General features: G+C 58.2%; 14 protein-coding genes. 9 read left to right on the plus strand and 5 right to left on the minus strand.

The window, feature by feature from the left end:
* Window positions 1-240: 240 nt before the first annotated feature.
* Window positions 241-522 carry an HU family DNA-binding protein gene (locus GHO32_RS05335; RefSeq protein ID WP_019412143.1) on the plus strand — a complete coding sequence of 94 codons (282 nt, stop codon included), beginning with the start codon at window positions 241-243 and terminating at the stop codon, window positions 520-522.
* A gap of 146 nt (window positions 523-668) precedes the next feature.
* Here GHO32_RS05335 and rlmF read toward each other — a convergent pair whose 3' ends face one another.
* The 5 genes from rlmF to GHO32_RS05360 form a co-directional block, all read right to left on the minus strand.
* Entirely contained in the window at window positions 669-1,685 is a 1,017-nt protein-coding gene (gene rlmF / locus GHO32_RS05340; RefSeq protein ID WP_123750133.1) for a 23S rRNA (adenine(1618)-N(6))-methyltransferase RlmF, read from the minus strand.
* A gap of 98 nt (window positions 1,686-1,783) precedes the next feature.
* Entirely contained in the window at window positions 1,784-4,630 is a 2,847-nt protein-coding gene (locus tag GHO32_RS05345) for a valine--tRNA ligase (RefSeq protein WP_048389763.1), read from the minus strand.
* 181 nt (window positions 4,631-4,811) lie between these two features.
* Window positions 4,812-5,219: a DNA polymerase III subunit chi gene (locus GHO32_RS05350; RefSeq protein WP_153333443.1), complete on the minus strand. Its 408-nt coding sequence runs from the start codon at window positions 5,217-5,219 to the stop codon at window positions 4,812-4,814.
* Between the two features lie 7 nt (window positions 5,220-5,226).
* On the minus strand, window positions 5,227-5,655 hold the full coding sequence (locus GHO32_RS05355) for a DNA polymerase III subunit chi (protein WP_153333529.1): 429 nt from the start codon (window positions 5,653-5,655) through the stop codon (window positions 5,227-5,229).
* 83 nt (window positions 5,656-5,738) lie between these two features.
* Window positions 5,739-7,229 (minus strand): leucyl aminopeptidase, encoded by a 1,491-nt coding sequence (locus GHO32_RS05360; RefSeq protein ID WP_153333441.1) that lies wholly within the window; start codon window positions 7,227-7,229, stop codon window positions 5,739-5,741.
* A gap of 319 nt (window positions 7,230-7,548) precedes the next feature.
* Here GHO32_RS05360 and lptF point away from each other — a divergent pair, with 319 nt between their 5' ends.
* From lptF to pdxJ, 8 genes are all read left to right on the plus strand, one after another.
* Complete coding sequence (gene lptF, locus GHO32_RS05365) at window positions 7,549-8,667, plus strand: LPS export ABC transporter permease LptF (protein WP_048368203.1); 1,119 nt, start codon at window positions 7,549-7,551, stop codon at window positions 8,665-8,667.
* On the plus strand, window positions 8,660-9,721 hold the full coding sequence (lptG, locus tag GHO32_RS05370; RefSeq protein ID WP_153333439.1) for an LPS export ABC transporter permease LptG: 1,062 nt from the start codon (window positions 8,660-8,662) through the stop codon (window positions 9,719-9,721). Before lptF ends, lptG begins: the two co-directional genes overlap by 8 nt.
* Before the next feature lie 145 nt (window positions 9,722-9,866).
* Entirely contained in the window at window positions 9,867-11,666 is a 1,800-nt protein-coding gene (lepA, locus tag GHO32_RS05375) for a translation elongation factor 4 (RefSeq protein ID WP_123749680.1), read from the plus strand.
* 5 nt (window positions 11,667-11,671) lie between these two features.
* Window positions 11,672-12,526, plus strand: a complete 855-nt coding sequence (gene lepB, locus GHO32_RS05380; protein ID WP_048368199.1) for a signal peptidase I — start codon at window positions 11,672-11,674, stop codon at window positions 12,524-12,526.
* 260 nt (window positions 12,527-12,786) lie between these two features.
* Complete coding sequence (gene rnc / locus GHO32_RS05385) at window positions 12,787-13,476, plus strand: ribonuclease III (protein ID WP_048389737.1); 690 nt, start codon at window positions 12,787-12,789, stop codon at window positions 13,474-13,476.
* Complete coding sequence (gene era, locus GHO32_RS05390; RefSeq protein ID WP_048389733.1) at window positions 13,469-14,371, plus strand: GTPase Era; 903 nt, start codon at window positions 13,469-13,471, stop codon at window positions 14,369-14,371. Before rnc ends, era begins: the two co-directional genes overlap by 8 nt.
* A 177-nt stretch (window positions 14,372-14,548) precedes the next feature.
* On the plus strand, window positions 14,549-15,238 hold the full coding sequence (gene recO / locus GHO32_RS05395; RefSeq protein ID WP_048389731.1) for a DNA repair protein RecO: 690 nt from the start codon (window positions 14,549-14,551) through the stop codon (window positions 15,236-15,238).
* A 50-nt stretch (window positions 15,239-15,288) separates the two neighbouring features.
* On the plus strand, window positions 15,289-16,032 hold the full coding sequence (gene pdxJ / locus GHO32_RS05400; protein ID WP_048389729.1) for a pyridoxine 5'-phosphate synthase: 744 nt from the start codon (window positions 15,289-15,291) through the stop codon (window positions 16,030-16,032).
* Window positions 16,033-16,282: the final 250 nt, after the last annotated feature.

Genomic DNA, 16,282 nt, shown 5'->3' on the forward strand with positions numbered 1-16,282 from the left:
AATGGCGAGGTAGAGGCGGATATTTAACCGTCTCTGTGCTAGTTTTGCCCGGTCTTGCGCTGTGTAACGGCGCAAAGCATGCATTCAGCCTGTGTCAGGTCGAACCAAACTCCGTTTTAGCACTCTACATCCGCGATTCGTCGTGAAAGCAAACGGGCGTGCCAGACCCTCGATTTCTGGCTCGATAGCTGACCTTGCACTTTGCAAACCAAATGAATTTGATAGGGAAGGAACATCTCAATGGCTATTACTAAAGACCAACTGATCGCTGATCTGGCTGAAGCTGTAGACGCACCGAAAACTACCGTGCGTGCTCTGCTGGACCAACTGGGTCAAATCGTTGCTGATCAGCTGGAAAATGGCGGCGAAATCACTCTGCCAGGTATTGGCAAACTGAAAGTGACCGAGCGTCCTGCCCGTACTGGCCGTAACCCTTCGACTGGCGCTGCCATCGAAATCGCTGCCAAGAAAGTTATCAAGCTCGTTGTGGCTAAAGGCCTGACTGACGCTGTTAACAAGTAAGAACGCATTAAAAAACCGCGCTTGGGAGTGATCCGAAGCGCGGTTTTTTTATGGGCGAGAATCTTGTGTAGGAGCGAGCTTGCCTCGCGATCTTTTAGAAGATCAAAAGATCGCGAGGCAAGCTCGCTCCTACAGTGGGGGAAGGCTTACTTCCAGTTCTTCTCGCGCCACACTTGCTGCTGGTCTTTGTCGTGGAAGGTCCAGGCTACAAAGCGGCTTTGCTTGTTGCCTTGGGACATTTCAACCACCTGGCTTTCACGCGCGCCGGCTTTTTTCAGCGCGGTCTGAACCGCTGGCAGGTTCGAAGCCTTGGACACCAGCACGCTGAACCACAGCACCTGACGGCCCACGTGCACGCTTTCGCGGATCAGTTGGGTCACAAAGCGTTGCTCGCCACCTTCGCACCACAATTCGGCCGCCTGGCCACCAAAGTTCAGCACTGGCAGTTTGCGCTTGGGGTCTGCCTTGCCCAGTGCTCGCCATTTACGCTCGCTGCCACGCGTGGCTTCGTCCAGCGAGGCGTGGAACGGCGGGTTGCACATGGTCAGGTCGAAACGCTCGTTGCTGTCCAGAAGGTCCAGCAGGATCTTCTGCGGATCTGGCTGCAGGCGCAGGCTGATGGCTTTGTTCAGACTGTTGGACTGCACAATCGCCTTGGCGGTCTTGACCGCCGTGGCATCAACGTCGGTGCCGAGGAACTGCCAGCGGTATTCGCAGTGGCCGATCAGCGGGTAGACGCAGTTGGCGCCGGTGCCGATGTCCAGTACGCGCACATTGGCGCCCTGCGGGATCTGGCCATCGTTGACGCTGGCCAGCAAGTCCGCGAGAAAGTGCACGTAATCGGCGCGGCCCGGCACCGGAGGGCACAGGTAGTCAGCGGGAATGTCCCAGTGGGCAATGCCGTAGAAGGACTTGAGCAACGCACGGTTGAACACCCGCACTGCGCTCGGGTTGGCGAAGTCGATGCTCTCTTTGCCGTACGGGTTGATGATCACAAACGCGCCCAGTTCCGGGCAGATCTTGATCAGTTGCGCAAAGTCGTAGTGGCCCTGGTGGCGGTTGCGCGGGTGCAGGCTGGGCTTTACCCGAGGTGCAGCCGGTTTGTTCTCACCCGTAGCCTTGGGCTTGTGGCGTGTGGCTTTGGAGGTGCGTGGGGTGGTCATGTTCATTGGGTTCCACAAAAGCAATCGCGGGCAAGGCCGCCCCGGCAGGGGTTAACCCTGCGGGAGCGTCCTTGCCCGCGATCAGGTGCGCAGCGCTGTTACAGGCTGGAAATCCGCGCGTGCTGGTCTGCCAACTTGCTCAAGGCTTGTTCAGCCTCGGCCAATTTGGCGCGTTCCTTGTCAATGACTTCGGCCGGAGCCTTGTCAACGAAGGCCGCATTCGACAGTTTTCCGCCAACGCGGGCCACTTCGCCGTGCAAGCGCTGGATTTCTTTGTCCAGGCGCGCCAGCTCGGCATCTTTGTCGATCAGACCGGCCATCGGCACCAGCACTTCCATCTCGCCCACCAACGCGGTGGCAGACAGAGGCGCTTCGGCACCGTCTTGCAGCACGGTGATCGACTCGAGTTTAGCCAGCTTTTTCAGCAAGGCATCGTTCTCGGTCAAACGGCGCTGGTCTTCGCTGCTGACGTTTTTCAGGTACAGCTGCAGCGGTTTGCCCGGGCCGATGTTCATTTCGCCACGGATGTTACGCGTGCCGAGCATCAAGCCCTTGAGCCATTCGATGTCGTCTTCGGCAGCCTGGTCGATGCGTGCTTCGTTGGCCACTGGCCAAGGTTGCAGCATGATGGTTTTGCCTTGCGCGCCCGCCAGCGGCGCGATGCGCTGCCAGATTTCTTCGGTGATGAACGGCATGAACGGGTGCGCCAGACGCAAGGCCACTTCCAGAACCCGAACCAGCGTACGGCGAGTGCCGCGCTGACGCTCAACCGGGGCGTTTTCGTCCCACAGCACAGGCTTGGAGAGTTCCAGGTACCAGTCGCAATACTGGTTCCAGATGAACTCGTACAAGGCTTGAGCGGCCAGGTCGAAACGGAACTGGTCGAGGTGACGGGTCACTTCGGCTTCGGTGCGCTGCAACTGCGAGATGATCCAGCGGTCAGCCAGCGACAGTTCGTAGGCTTCGCCGTTCTGGCCGCAGTCTTCGCCCTTGTCCAGCACGTAACGCGCGGCGTTCCAGATCTTGTTGCAGAAGTTGCGATAGCCTTCAACGCGGCCCATGTCGAACTTGATGTCGCGACCGGTGGAGGCCAGCGAGCAGAACGTGAAGCGCAGGGCGTCGGTGCCGTAGCTGGCGATGCCGTCAGCGAACTCGTCACGGGTCTGCTTCTCGATCTTCTTCAGCAGTTTTGGCTGCATCAGGCCGGTGGTGCGCTTGGCCACCAGGTCTTCGAGAGCGATACCGTCGATGATGTCCAGCGGGTCCAGGACGTTGCCTTTGGACTTGGACATCTTCTGGCCCTGACCGTCACGGACCAGGCCGTGTACATACACAGTCTTGAACGGAACCTGCGGGGTGCCGTCTTCGTTCTTCACCAAATGCATGGTGAGCATGATCATCCGGGCAACCCAGAAGAAAATGATGTCGAAGCCGGTGACCAGCACGTCGGTCGGGTGGAAGGTTTTCAGGAAGTCGGTCTGCTCAGGCCAGCCCAGGGTGGAGAACGTCCACAGGCCCGAACTGAACCAGGTGTCGAGTACGTCGTTGTCCTGTTGCAGCGCAACGTCCGGGCCGAGGTTGTGCTTGGCACGCACTTCGGCTTCGTCGCGGCCTACGTAGACTTTGCCCGACTCGTCGTACCAGGCCGGGATACGGTGGCCCCACCACAACTGACGGCTGATGCACCAGTCCTGGATGTCACGCATCCACGAGAAGTACATGTTTTCGTACTGTTTAGGCACGAACGCGATGCGCCCGTCTTCAACAGCGGCGATGGCAGGTTCTGCCAATGGCTTGGTCGAAACGTACCACTGGTCGGTCAGCCACGGTTCGATAACGGTGCCCGAACGGTCGCCTTTCGGCACTTTCAGGGCGTGATCGTCGACGCTGACCAGCAGGCCGGCTTCGTCGAAGTCGGCAACGATTTGCTTGCGCGCCTCGAAACGGTCCAGGCCAACGTATTTGGCTGGCAGGGTGCCGTCGATGGAGTCGTTCAGCGTGCCGTCGAGGTTGAACACCTGAACAGCAGGCAGAACGGCTGCGTTTTTGTCGAAGATGTTCAGCAGCGGCAGGTTGTGGCGCTTGCCGACTTCATAGTCGTTGAAATCGTGGGCCGGGGTGATTTTCACGCAGCCGGTGCCGAACTCTGGATCGCAGTAGTCGTCGGCGATGATCGGGATGCGGCGGCCAACCAGCGGCAGCTCAACGAATTTACCGATCAGGGCTTTATAGCGTTCGTCTTCCGGGTTTACCGCAACCGCCGAGTCGCCGAGCATGGTTTCCGGGCGGGTGGTGGCGACGACCAGGTAGTCCAGGCCTTCTGCGGTCTTGGCGCCGTCAGCCAGCGGGTAGCGCAGGTTCCACAGGAAACCTTTCTCGTCGTGGTTTTCCACTTCAAGGTCGGAGATCGCCGTGTGCAGCTTGGTGTCCCAGTTGACCAGGCGCTTGCCGCGATAGATCAGGCCGTCTTCGTGCAGGCGTACAAAGGCTTCTTTCACCGCTTCCGACAGGCCGTCGTCCATGGTGAAACGCTCGCGGCTCCAGTCTACAGACGAGCCCAGGCGACGGATCTGACGGCTGATGTTGCCACCGGATTGATCTTTCCATTCCCAGACTTTTTCCAGGAACTTCTCGCGGCCCAGGTCGTGGCGGTTCAGACCTTGTGCTTCGATCTGACGCTCAACCAGCATCTGGGTTGCGATACCCGCGTGGTCGGTGCCCGGCTGCCACAAGGTGTTGCGACCTTGCATGCGACGGAAACGGATCAGGGCGTCCATGATCGCGTTGTTAAAACCGTGACCCATGTGCAGGCTGCCGGTGACGTTCGGCGGCGGGATCATGATGGTGTACGGGTCGCCCGCGCCTTGCGGGGCAAAATAATTTTCTTCTTCCCAGGTTTTGTACCAGGAAGTTTCAATGGCGTGCGGCTGGTAGGTCTTATCCATGCGCGGCGGGACCCTATTGGCATTAATTCAGGAAAGCCGGCAAGTATAGCGGGGCGGGACGCTGAGGGCGAGGTGTGCGCTGCATGAGGGAGAAACTACGTAGGAGCGAGCTTGCCTCGCGATCTTTCAAAGATCAAAAGATCGCGAGGCAAGCTCGCTCCTACGGGATTTGCGTGTGTCGTCAGTTCTGATGCTGCGCCAGCAAGCGCTCCATGTGCGCATCGAGGCGGCGTTTGATTTCGGTTTCGATGTGCGGGGCGAAGTCGTTGATGACGTCGTGCATGATCGCCTGCGCCGCTGTGCGCAGTTCTTTGTCCAGGTGCACGAGCAATGCGTCCGGGGCTTTTTCGGCCTTGGGCGCTTCAGCGATGCCGACCAACGGTATTTGCGCCGACTCAGGCTCCGGGTCTGGCTCGGGGGCGACCGTGTCGTCGATGACATCCGACAGCAACGGTATTTGCTCGCCGCCATGGCCGACCAGTTCCGTCAGCAGCGGCGGTTGCAGGCCGTCATCGCCCAGCAACTGGCGAATGGATTCAAGATCGTCGAGCAGGTGTGCAGCTTTTTTCGGCGAATTGGAGGTGTCCATCGTGTGCTCAGAGTCGTTGTAGCTTGTGGTCTTGCAGAGGATAGCCGTGTTCACGGTAGAAGCGAAAACTCTCCCGTGCAGCCAGGCGAACTGCGGGGTCTTCGACCACGACTTCAGCGACGCGGGCGAAACGTTTGAAGAATTCAGGGACTTTGAGGTCCAGGTTGATCAATAAATCCTGATGGCTGGCGGGGGCTTCGGTGAGGCCCATGACAATCGTGCCGTCAGGTTGGTCTTCGGTGTTGCTGTGGGGCACGAAGCTTTCGCCCTTGAAGCGCCACAGGCGCTCGTCCAGGTCCTGGCGTTGAGCGCCGTCGCTGCAATGCAGATACACCCGGTGGCCAAGGCGCCAGGCTTTTTCAGTGAGTTTGCAGGCAAAATCCAGCCGCGCTGAAGGTTCGGCGCTGGGCAGGATATAAAAGTCGACCTTGGTCAGCTCTGTATCGGGTTCTGAGGTCATTGCGGTTCCTGAATCGAGGTTGCGCCGGCATCAGGCGGCGCAACCGTCGATTGTCAGCTTCAAGCGTTGGCGCGATCCAGCAGGTATTGCGTCAGCAAAGGCACAGGGCGGCCGCTGGCGCCTTTGTCCTTGCCGCCGCTGACCCATGCGGTGCCAGCGATGTCCAGGTGAGCCCAGTGGTAGGCCTTGGCAAAGCGCGACAGGAAGCAGCCCGCGGTGATGGCACCGCCTTTAGGGCCGCCAATGTTGGCCATGTCGGCAAACGGGCTGTCCAGTTGCTCCTGGTATTCGTCGAACAGCGGCAGCTGCCAGGCGCGGTCGTCGGCTTGTTTGCCGGCTTCCAGCAATTGGCCGATCAACTCGTCGTTGTTACCCATCAGGCCCGAGGTGTGAGCACCCAAGGCCACCATGCACGCGCCGGTCAGGGTGGCGATATCGATCACCGCCTGGGGCTTGAAGCGTTCGGCGTAGGTCAGGGCGTCGCACAGCACCAGACGGCCTTCGGCGTCGGTGTTGAGGATTTCAACAGTCTGGCCGCTCATGGTCGTCACGATGTCGCCCGGACGTGCAGCGCCGCCGCTTGGCATGTTCTCGGCGCAGGCCAGGATGCACACCAGGTTGATCGGCAGTTTCAGCTCAAGCACGGCCCGCAGGGTACCGAACACGCTGGCAGCGCCGCCCATGTCGTACTTCATTTCGTCCATGCCCGCACCTGGCTTGAGGCTGATGCCGCCGGTGTCGAACGTGATGCCTTTGCCGACCAGCACAAAAGGCTTCTCGGATTTTTTCCCGCCTGCGTAGTTCATCACGATCAGGCGTGGCGGCTGGTCGCTGCCCTGGCCGACCGCATAGAACGCGCCCATGCCCAAATCCTTGATTTTCTTCTCGTCAAGGATCTCGACTTTCAGGCCTTTGAATTCTTTGCCCAGGTCTTTGGCTTGTTCGGCCAGGAAAATCGGGTGGCAAATGTTCGGTGGCAGGTTGCCCAGGTCGCGGGTAAACGACATGCCGCTGGCAATGGCCTGCGCGTGGGTGACTGCGCGCTGCACTTCAGCCTGTGCGGCCTTGATGGTCAGCAGGGTGATTTTTTTCAGGGCGCGAGGTTCGGCTTTCTGGCTTTTGAAACGGTCGAAGATGTATTCGCCGTCGAGCAGGGTTTCGGCCAGCAGGCGGGTTTTGCTGTAGCTGTCACGGCCCTTGACCACCAGTTCGTCGAGTGCGAACACCGCATCGCTGCCGCCCAGGCCTTTAAGAACGCTCAGCGCGCCGCTGATGATTTTGCGAAAAGGGCGGTCGCCCAGTGCTTCGTCTTTGCCAGTGCCCAGCAGCAATACGCGCTCGGCCTTGAGGTTTGGCAGGCTGTGCAGCAACAGGCTCTGGCCGGTTTTGCCAGCGATGTCGCCACGCTTTACCACGGCGCTGATGGCACCACCGGTGAGTTCGTCGATGGCTTTAGCGGTAGGGCCGAGCTTGCGGCCTTCGCTGATGGCGACCACGAGAGTGGCCGTTTTCAACGTTTCTGGGCTGACGCTTTTTACAACCAGTTCCATGTCCGGGTCCCTGAATCAAATGGTCAACGTGCGCACAAACGGTGCGGTTCGCGTGCTTGAAAGATACAGCGCCTCACCTGTGCTTCGGGCGGGCGTCAAGGCAGGCAGTTTGAACCTCGTCGGCTGCGCCTGACAACCCTCGAATGCAGGCAAATCAGCGCTTTAAAGCCTTGGCTGAGCATGCGCAGTGACAGGCGCGGCCATTCACAGGATAATGCGCCATCTTTTTAAACGACTAGGCTCATCTATATGAGCTAGTGTCGATTCGCTATGCCGCTTGTTTGGCCGCCTTAGCCTGACGACCCCTGGAGTGTCTGGTTTGATCGTCTTCCGTTATCTGTCCCGCGAAGTCCTGCTTACATTGAGCGCTGTCAGCGCTGTGCTGCTGGTCATCATCATGAGCGGTCGCTTCATTAAATACCTGGCCCAGGCTGCCTCGGGCGCCATGGACCCCAGTTCGTTGTTCTTGATCATGGGCGTTCGTCTGCCTGGCTTCTTGCAGCTGATCTTGCCGCTGGGCCTGTTTCTGGGCTTTCTTCTGGCTTACGGGCGCATGTACCTCGAGAGCGAGATGACGGTCCTGTCGGCCACCGGCATGAGCCAGCAACGCCTGTTGGCCATCAGTATGGTGCCGGCCACCATCGTGGCGCTGATCGTTGCCTGGTTGAGCTTGAGCCTGGCGCCTCAGGGCGCTACGCAGTTTCAGCTGCTGCTCAACAAGCAAGATGCCCTGACCGAGTTCGATACCCTGGAACCGGGCCGCTTTCAGACCTTGAACGATGGCTCCCGGGTGACCTACACCGAACAACTGACCAATGACCGGACGAATCTGGGGGGCGTGTTTATCACCCAGAAGAACCTCGGTCAGGACGCCAAGGATCGCAGCATTTCCATTTTGGTCGCGCAAAAGGGCCGCCAGGAAGTGCGCCCGGATGGCAGCCGCTGGTTGATTCTGGACGACGGCTATCGTTATGACGGCAACCCTGGCTTGGCCGATTACCGCGCCATCAAATACGACACCTACGGCGTACTGCTTCCCAAGCCCGATGTCAGCAATGAAGTCACCGATCGCGATGCGATGCCTACCAGCAGCCTTATCGGCAACCCTGACGTAAAGGCGATTGCTGAGCTGCAGTGGCGTATTTCCATGCCGCTGCTGGTCTTCATCGTGACCCTGATTGCCGTTCCGCTGTCGCGAGTCAACCCGCGCCAGGGCCGCTTCCTCAAGCTGTTGCCAGCCATCCTTCTGTATATGGGCTACGTGACCGCCTTGATTCTGGTCCGTGGCGCCCTCGAAAAAGGCAACATTTCACCCACGCTGGGCTTGTGGTGGGTGCACGGTCTGTTCTTGATCATTGGTCTGTTGTTGTTCTATTGGGAGCCGTTGCGCTTGAAATTGGCGACTCGTCGCAGCGCGAAGGAGCTGGCTCATGGTTAAGCTCGATCGCTACATTGGTAAAAGTGTGTTGCTGGCAATCCTCGCGGTGTCGGGGATCATCGTCGGGTTGGCGTCGCTGTTTGCCTTCATTGATGAGGTCAAGAACCTCTCCAACTCTTACACCATGGCTGATGTGTTCAGCTTTGTGGTGCTGACAGCGCCGCGTCGTCTGTACGACATGCTGCCGGTGGCGGCCCTGATCGGCTGTCTGATTGGTCTGGGCAGCCTGGCGAGCAACAGCGAGCTGACCATCATGCGGGCGGCGGGTGTGTCCACCGGTCGTATTGTCTGGGCGGTCATGAAGCCGATGCTGGTGTTGATGCTGGCCGGTATCCTGATTGGCGAGTACCTGGCGCCCGCGACCGAGTCGGTGGCCCAGGCCAACCGGGCACTGGCCCAGGGCAGTGGTGATGCGCAAAGCTCCAAGCATGGTATGTGGCACCGCGAGGGGGATGAGTTCATCCACATCAACGCGGTTCAACCCGATGGCATGCTGTTGGGCGTGACACGTTATCGTTTTGATAAAGAACACCACCTGCTGTCGGCCAGTTTCGCCAAAAAGGCCAACTTCACGCAGGACCACTGGCAACTGAGCGATGTGGCGACCACGGTCTTCCACGAGCGCAACACTGAAGTCGTTAACACGCCTGAAGAGCGCTGGGACGTTTCCCTGAGCCCCGAGCTGCTCAATACCGTGGTCATGGCCCCGGATGCGTTGTCGATTTCCGGGCTGTGGGGCTACATCCACTACTTGAAAGACCAGGGTCTGAACAACGGCCGTTACTGGCTGGCGTTTTGGGTCAAGGTATTGCAGCCATTTGTCACGGCTGCGCTGGTATTGATGGCCATTTCTTTCATCTTCGGCCCGCTGCGTTCTGTTACTTTGGGGCAGCGCGTGTTCACCGGTGTATTGATCGGCTTTGCGTTCAAGATTGCGCAAGACCTGCTGGGGCCAGCCAGTCTGGTGTTTGGCTTCTCGCCGCTGTTCGCGGTGCTGTTGCCAGCCGGTATTTGTGCGCTGGCCGGTTTCTGGTTGTTGCGCAGGGCCGGTTGATCAATACCCCTTGGGTTGATCAAAAAGCCTCTATCGCCAGATAGGGGCTTTTTTGTGAACGTGACGCTTGGCTCAGGGATCAGGTACAATTCCCGGCTATTTTTCGGCGGGCAGTCTGCCTGCGACTTTTTTTGAGTGTTGACCCGTGAGTGATTTGAGTCATATCCGCAATTTCTCCATCATCGCCCACATTGACCATGGCAAGTCGACGCTGGCCGATCGTTTCATTCAGATGTGCGGTGGTCTGACTGCCCGCGAAATGGAAGCCCAGGTACTGGACTCCATGGACCTGGAGCGTGAGCGTGGGATTACCATCAAGGCCCACAGCGTTACCCTGTACTACACGGCCAAAGACGGCATTACCTATCAGTTGAACTTCATTGACACCCCGGGCCACGTTGACTTCACCTATGAAGTCAGCCGGTCTCTGGCGGCCTGTGAAGGTGCGCTGCTGGTTGTCGACGCGGGTCAGGGTGTAGAAGCCCAGTCCGTTGCCAACTGCTACACCGCTATCGAGCAGGGTCTTGAGGTGATGCCGGTCTTGAACAAGATCGACCTGCCGCAGGCCGATCCTGACCGCGTGAAGGAAGAAATCGAAAAAATCATCGGCATCGATGCCACTGACGCCGTGACCTGCAGTGCCAAAACCGGCCTGGGCGTGGACGAAGTGCTTGAGCGTCTGGTGCACACCATTCCTGCGCCTACCGGCAATATCGAAGATCCGCTGCAAGCGTTGATCATCGACTCCTGGTTCGACAACTACCTGGGGGTTGTATCCCTGGTACGCGTACGCCATGGCCGGGTGAAGAAGGGCGACAAGATCCTGGTTAAATCCACCGGCAAGGTCCATCTGGTAGACAGCGTCGGTGTGTTCAACCCAAAACACACTGCCACTGCCGACCTCAAGGCCGGTGAAGTAGGCTTCATCATCGCCGGTATCAAGGACATTCACGGTGCGCCGGTAGGTGACACCCTGACCCTGAGCTCGACCCCTGATGTTGAAGTGCTGCCAGGTTTCAAACGCATTCAGCCGCAGGTGTACGCCGGCCTGTTCCCGGTTAGCTCCGATGACTTCGAAGACTTCCGTGATGCGCTGCAAAAGCTGACGCTGAACGACTCTTCGCTGCAATACACGCCAGAAAGCTCTGACGCACTGGGCTTCGGCTTCCGTTGCGGCTTCCTGGGCATGCTGCATATGGAAATCATCCAGGAGCGCCTGGAGCGCGAATACGACCTGGATCTGATTACCACGGCGCCGACGGTAATTTTCGAGCTGCTGCTCAAGAACGGTGAAACGATTTACGTCGATAACCCGTCCAAGCTGCCAGACTTGTCTGCCATCGAGGACATGCGCGAGCCGATCGTGCGTGCCAACATTCTTGTGCCTCAAGAGCACTTGGGCAACGTCATAACCCTGTGTATCGAAAAACGTGGCGTTCAACACGACATGTTGTTCCTGGGTACTCAGGTACAAGTGACCTACGATTTGCCGATGAACGAAGTGGTTCTGGACTTCTTCGACCGTCTCAAATCCACCAGTCGCGGCTATGCTTCGCTCGATTACCATTTCGACCGTTACCAGTCGGCTAATCTGGTGAAGCTGGATGTATTGATCAACGGCGAAAAAGTCGATGCCCTGGCATTGATCGTTCACCGTGACAACGCCCACTACAAAGGGCGTGCGCTAACCGAAAAAATGAAAGAACTGATTCCGCGTCAGATGTTCGATGTTGCAATCCAGGCCGCCATTGGCGGGCAGATTGTGGCGCGAACCACTGTCAAGGCTCTCAGAAAGAACGTACTGGCCAAATGCTACGGTGGTGACGTTAGCCGTAAGCGCAAGCTGTTGGAAAAGCAAAAGGCCGGTAAAAAACGCATGAAGCAAGTGGGTAACGTGGAAATTCCACAAGAAGCCTTCCTTGCGGTGCTCAGGTTGGATAGCTAGGTCCTATGTCACTAAATTTCCCGCTGTTGCTGGTTATTGCTGTCGCCGTCTGCGGTTTGCTGGCGCTGCTCGATCTGGTCTTCCTGGCTCCTCGCCGGCGCAAGGCCATTGCCAACTATCAGGCCACTGTTCAGCCGGCTGATATGCAGGTCATCGAGAAGCTCAACAAGGAACCGTTGCTGGTCGAGTACGGCAAGTCGTTCTTCCCGGTGTTGTTCATCGTGCTGGTGCTGCGTTCGTTTCTGGTTGAGCCGTTCCAGATTCCGTCGGGCTCGATGAAGCCGACACTGGATGTGGGCGACTTCATTTTGGTGAACAAATTTTCTTACGGGATCCGCTTGCCGGTGATCGACAAGAAAATCATCGAAGTGGGTGATCCACAGCGCGGGGATGTGATGGTGTTTCGCTACCCAAGCGATCCGTCGGTCAACTACATCAAGCGTGTAGTGGGCCTGCCGGGCGACACCGTTCGCTACACCAGCGACAAGCATTTGTACGTCAATGGCCAACTGGTTGCTGAGCAACTGGTAGGTGTCGAGCCGGGCACATTGGGCAGTGCCGAGTTGTACAAAGAGAAGCTGGGCGAAGTCGAGCACATGATCCGCAAGGAAATGAGCCGCTATCGCGCGCCACCTGATAACGAGTGGACGGTTCCGGCCGGGCACTACTTCATGATGGGCGACAACCGCGACAATTCGAACGACAGCCGTTACTGGGATGATCCGAACATTCCCAAAGATGAGCTGGGCATGGTTCCCGACCAGAACATTGTCGGCAAGGCCTTCGCTGTTTGGATGAGTTGGCCGGAACCCAAGATGAGCCATCTGCCGAACTTCTCGCGGGTGGGGCTGATCAAGTAGCCAAGACGGCGCTGTTAATAACAGCGCCGAATGCTTTTCAGGCGTCCTGATAAATCGGGCGCCTGACGGTTCTTACGACCGCCTGCCGTCTCAGGCAGGGCGGTCAACAGTATTCAGGATGTGGATTTGAACAAAGCGTTAAGTGTGACGGCGGCGAACAGCCTGTTCCCTGTCCATTTGCTATGCGATAAACGAGCATCACTGATCCCTAATATCGGTCCGGTGGTGACATTCGGCCACGAACTCAGCGTGGGTAAATCGTGAGTTTTTCTTTAAGTCGTTTAGAGCGTCAGCTCGGCTACACCTTCAAGGACCAGGAACTGATGATCCTGGCCCTGACACACCGCAGTTTCGCGGGGCGCAATAACGAGCGCCTTGAGTTCCTGGGCGATGCAATCCTCAACTTTGTCGCCGGTGAAGCGTTGTTTGATCGCTTCCCGTTGGCCCGTGAAGGGCAGCTGTCGCGCCTGCGCGCGCGTTTGGTCAAAGGCGAAACCCTGGCCGTACTGGCGCGCGGCTTTGAGTTGGGCGAGTACCTGCGCCTGGGTTCGGGCGAACTGAAAAGCGGCGGTTTTCGTCGCGAGTCGATTTTGGCAGATGCCCTTGAAGCGCTGATTGGCGCCATCTACCTCGACGCGGGCATGGAAACCGCCCGTGATCGCGTATTGGCCTGGCTGGCTGGCGAGTTCGAGACGCTGACCCTGGTCGACACCAATAAAGATCCAAAAACACGCCTGCAAGAGTACTTGCAGTCGCGCGCCTGTGAACTGCCACGCTACGAAGTGGTAGATATTCAAGGCGAACCGCATTGCCGCACTTTCTTTGTTGAGTGCGAAATTGCCCTATTGAATGAAAAAAGCCGAGGTCAGGGTGTGAGCCGTCGTATTGCCGAACAGGTAGCGGCCGCAGCAGCACTGATTGCCCTTGGCGTGGAGAATGGCCATGACTGATTCAACTGCAACTCGCTGTGGCTATGTCGCCATCGTTGGTCGACCAAACGTGGGTAAATCCACACTGCTGAACCACATCCTCGGTCAAAAGCTGGCGATCACCTCGCGCAAGCCGCAGACCACCCGTCACAACATGCTGGGCATCAAGACCGAAGGCGATATTCAAGCCATCTACGTTGACACGCCGGGCATGCACAAGGGCGGCGAAAAGGCCCTGAACCGCTACATGAACAAAACTGCGTCGGCTGCGTTGAAAGACGTCGATGTGGTGATCTTTGTGGTGGATCGCACCAAGTGGACTGAAGAAGACCAAATGGTTCTTGAACGCGTCCAGTACGTGACCGGCCCGGTGATTGTTGCGTTGAACAAGACTGACCGAATCGAAGACAAAACCGAATTGATGCCGCACCTGACCTGGCTTCAGGAGCAATTGCCGAATGCCCAGATCGTGCCGATCTCGGCTCAAAACGGCCACAACCTCGATGCCCTTGAGCGTGTGATTGCTGATCATCTGCCGGAAAACGACCACTTCTTCCCGGAAGACCAGATCACTGACCGCAGCAGCCGTTTCCTGGCCGCTGAACTGGTGCGTGAAAAGATCATGCGTCAGCTGGGTGCAGAGCTGCCGTACCAGATCACTGTTGAGATCGAAGAATTCAAGCAGCAGGGCAAGACCTTGCACATTCATGCCTTGATTCTGGTTGAGCGTGACGGGCAGAAAAAAATCATCATTGGCGACAAGGGCGAGCGCATCAAGCGTATCGGCACTGAGGCACGCAAAGACATGGAGCTGCTGTTTGACTCCAAAGTCATGCTCAACTTGTGGGTCAAGGTCAAAGGCGGCTGGTCCGACGACGAACGCGCCCTGCGTTCGCTAGGCTATGGCGACCAGTAACAAACAGCCCTCACCCCAACCCTCTCCCGGAGGGAGAGGGGGCTGATCGGGGGATGTCGGCAATGTGCTTCACCCTGAAAGTACTTTGTGGAACCCCTCATCGACTCGGTCGGTTCCCTGACCCTCCGGGAGAGGGTCATGGTGAGGGCGTTTTTGATCTTTTGGGATCCTTGTGCAATGTCCAGCAAATCCATCGTCCCTCAACTCGCTTACGTCCTGCACAGTCGCCCTTATCGTGAAACCAGTGCGCTGGTGGATTTCATCACGCCGCAAGGTCGTCTGCGTGCCGTGCTGCGTAATGCGCGGGGCAAGGCGGGCACCTTGGCCCGGCCGTTTGTACCGCTGGAAATCGAGTTCCATGGTCGCGGCGAGCTGAAAAATGTCGGGCGCATGGAAAGCGCAGGCGTTTCGACCTGGCTCAATGGTGAAGCCCTGTTCAGCGGGCTCTATCTCAATGAACTGCTGGTGCGTCTGCTCCCTGCCGAAGACCCGCACCCCGCAGTATTCGATCACTACGCTGCTACCTTGCTGGCCTTGGCTGAAGGACGACCGTTGGAGCCTTTGCTGCGGGCGTTCGAATGGCGGCTGCTGGATGACCTGGGTTACAGCTTCTCGCTGACTGAAGATATCCACGGCGGTGCTATTGAGGCCGACGGCCTGTATCGCCTGCAAGTGGACGCCGGGCTTGAGCGTGTCTGGTTGTTGCAGCCGGGGTTGTTTAACGGCGTTGAGCTGCTGGCCATGGCGCAAGCCGACTGGACTGCAACGGGCGCCTTGTCAGCGGCCAAGCGCCTGATGCGTCAGGCATTGGCCGTTCATTTGGCCGGTAAGCCCTTGGCCAGTCGTGAGTTGTTTCGCAAGCCCTGAATAGATCGGTATGCTGTGCGCCGAATCTTCAACTCTTCAGGAGAGCCCTCGTGACCACAAGCAATCGCATTCTTCTTGGCGTGAACATCGACCACGTAGCTACGCTGCGTCAGGCGCGAGGCACGCGTTACCCGGACCCGGTCAAAGCGGCTCTGGACGCGGAAGAGGCGGGCGCCGACGGCATCACCGTGCATCTGCGTGAAGACCGTCGTCACATTCAAGAGCGCGATGTGTTGCTGCTCAAGGATGTGCTGCAAACGCGCATGAACTTCGAAATGGGCGTGACCGAAGAGATGATGGCGTTTGCCGAGCGCATTCGCCCGGCGCATATCTGCCTCGTCCCTGAAACCCGTCAAGAACTGACCACCGAAGGCGGTCTGGACGTTGCCGGGCAAGAAGCGCGGATCAAGGCTGCCGTTGAGCGCCTGAGCAAGATTGGCAGTGAAGTTTCGCTGTTCATTGATGCAGACGAGCGCCAGATCGAAGCGTCGCGCCGTGTGGGCGCTCCCGCCATTGAGCTGCATACCGGTCGTTATGCCGATGCCCAGACCCCGACTGACGTGGCTGAAGAACTGCAGCGTGTGGCTGATGGCGTGGCCTTTGGCCTGGGGCAGGGGCTGATTGTGAACGCCGGCCATGGTCTGCACTACCACAACGTTGAAGCCGTGGCGGCGATCAAGGGCATCAACGAACTGAACATTGGCCATGCATTGGTTGCCCATGCACTGTTCGTGGGCTTCAAATCGGCCGTTTCCGAGATGAAAGCCTTGATTCTGGCTGCCTCAAAAGCCTAAGACTTATTCAAAACCTGTAGGAGGGGCCTCCCTGTCTTCGACGCCGCGCTGTCGCGAAGCAAACAGGCCGCCGATAATCGTCAGCATCCCCCAATTAGTTCCCTCTCCCTCCGGGAGAGGGCTAGGGTGAGGGGCTCTTGATTTTTTGTACATATCCGTTGCTGCGGCAACGGCCACTTAGGGTTCCGGCCTTACGCCGTGCCACTTTGAAAAGCGCAAAGTGGCCAAACGCTTTTTGCCCCAACCCCTC

Source organism: Pseudomonas sp. FSL R10-2189 (assembly GCF_009600325.1).
Classification (GTDB): Bacteria; Pseudomonadota; Gammaproteobacteria; order Pseudomonadales; family Pseudomonadaceae; genus Aquipseudomonas; species Aquipseudomonas helleri.

Coding starts and splice junctions, on each gene's coding strand:
- GHO32_RS05335 (WP_019412143.1), top strand. CDS start 241: ATGGCTATTACTAAAGACCAACTGATCGCTGATCTGGCTGAAGCTGTA.
- rlmF (WP_123750133.1), bottom strand. CDS start 1,685: ATGACCACCCCACGCACCTCCAAAGCCACACGCCACAAGCCCAAGGCT.
- GHO32_RS05345 (WP_048389763.1), bottom strand. CDS start 4,630: ATGGATAAGACCTACCAGCCGCACGCCATTGAAACTTCCTGGTACAAA.
- GHO32_RS05350 (WP_153333443.1), bottom strand. CDS start 5,219: ATGGACACCTCCAATTCGCCGAAAAAAGCTGCACACCTGCTCGACGAT.
- GHO32_RS05360 (WP_153333441.1), bottom strand. CDS start 7,229: ATGGAACTGGTTGTAAAAAGCGTCAGCCCAGAAACGTTGAAAACGGCC.
- lptG (WP_153333439.1), top strand. CDS start 8,660: ATGGTTAAGCTCGATCGCTACATTGGTAAAAGTGTGTTGCTGGCAATC.
- lepB (WP_048368199.1), top strand. CDS start 11,672: ATGTCACTAAATTTCCCGCTGTTGCTGGTTATTGCTGTCGCCGTCTGC.
- era (WP_048389733.1), top strand. CDS start 13,469: ATGACTGATTCAACTGCAACTCGCTGTGGCTATGTCGCCATCGTTGGT.
- recO (WP_048389731.1), top strand. CDS start 14,549: ATGTCCAGCAAATCCATCGTCCCTCAACTCGCTTACGTCCTGCACAGT.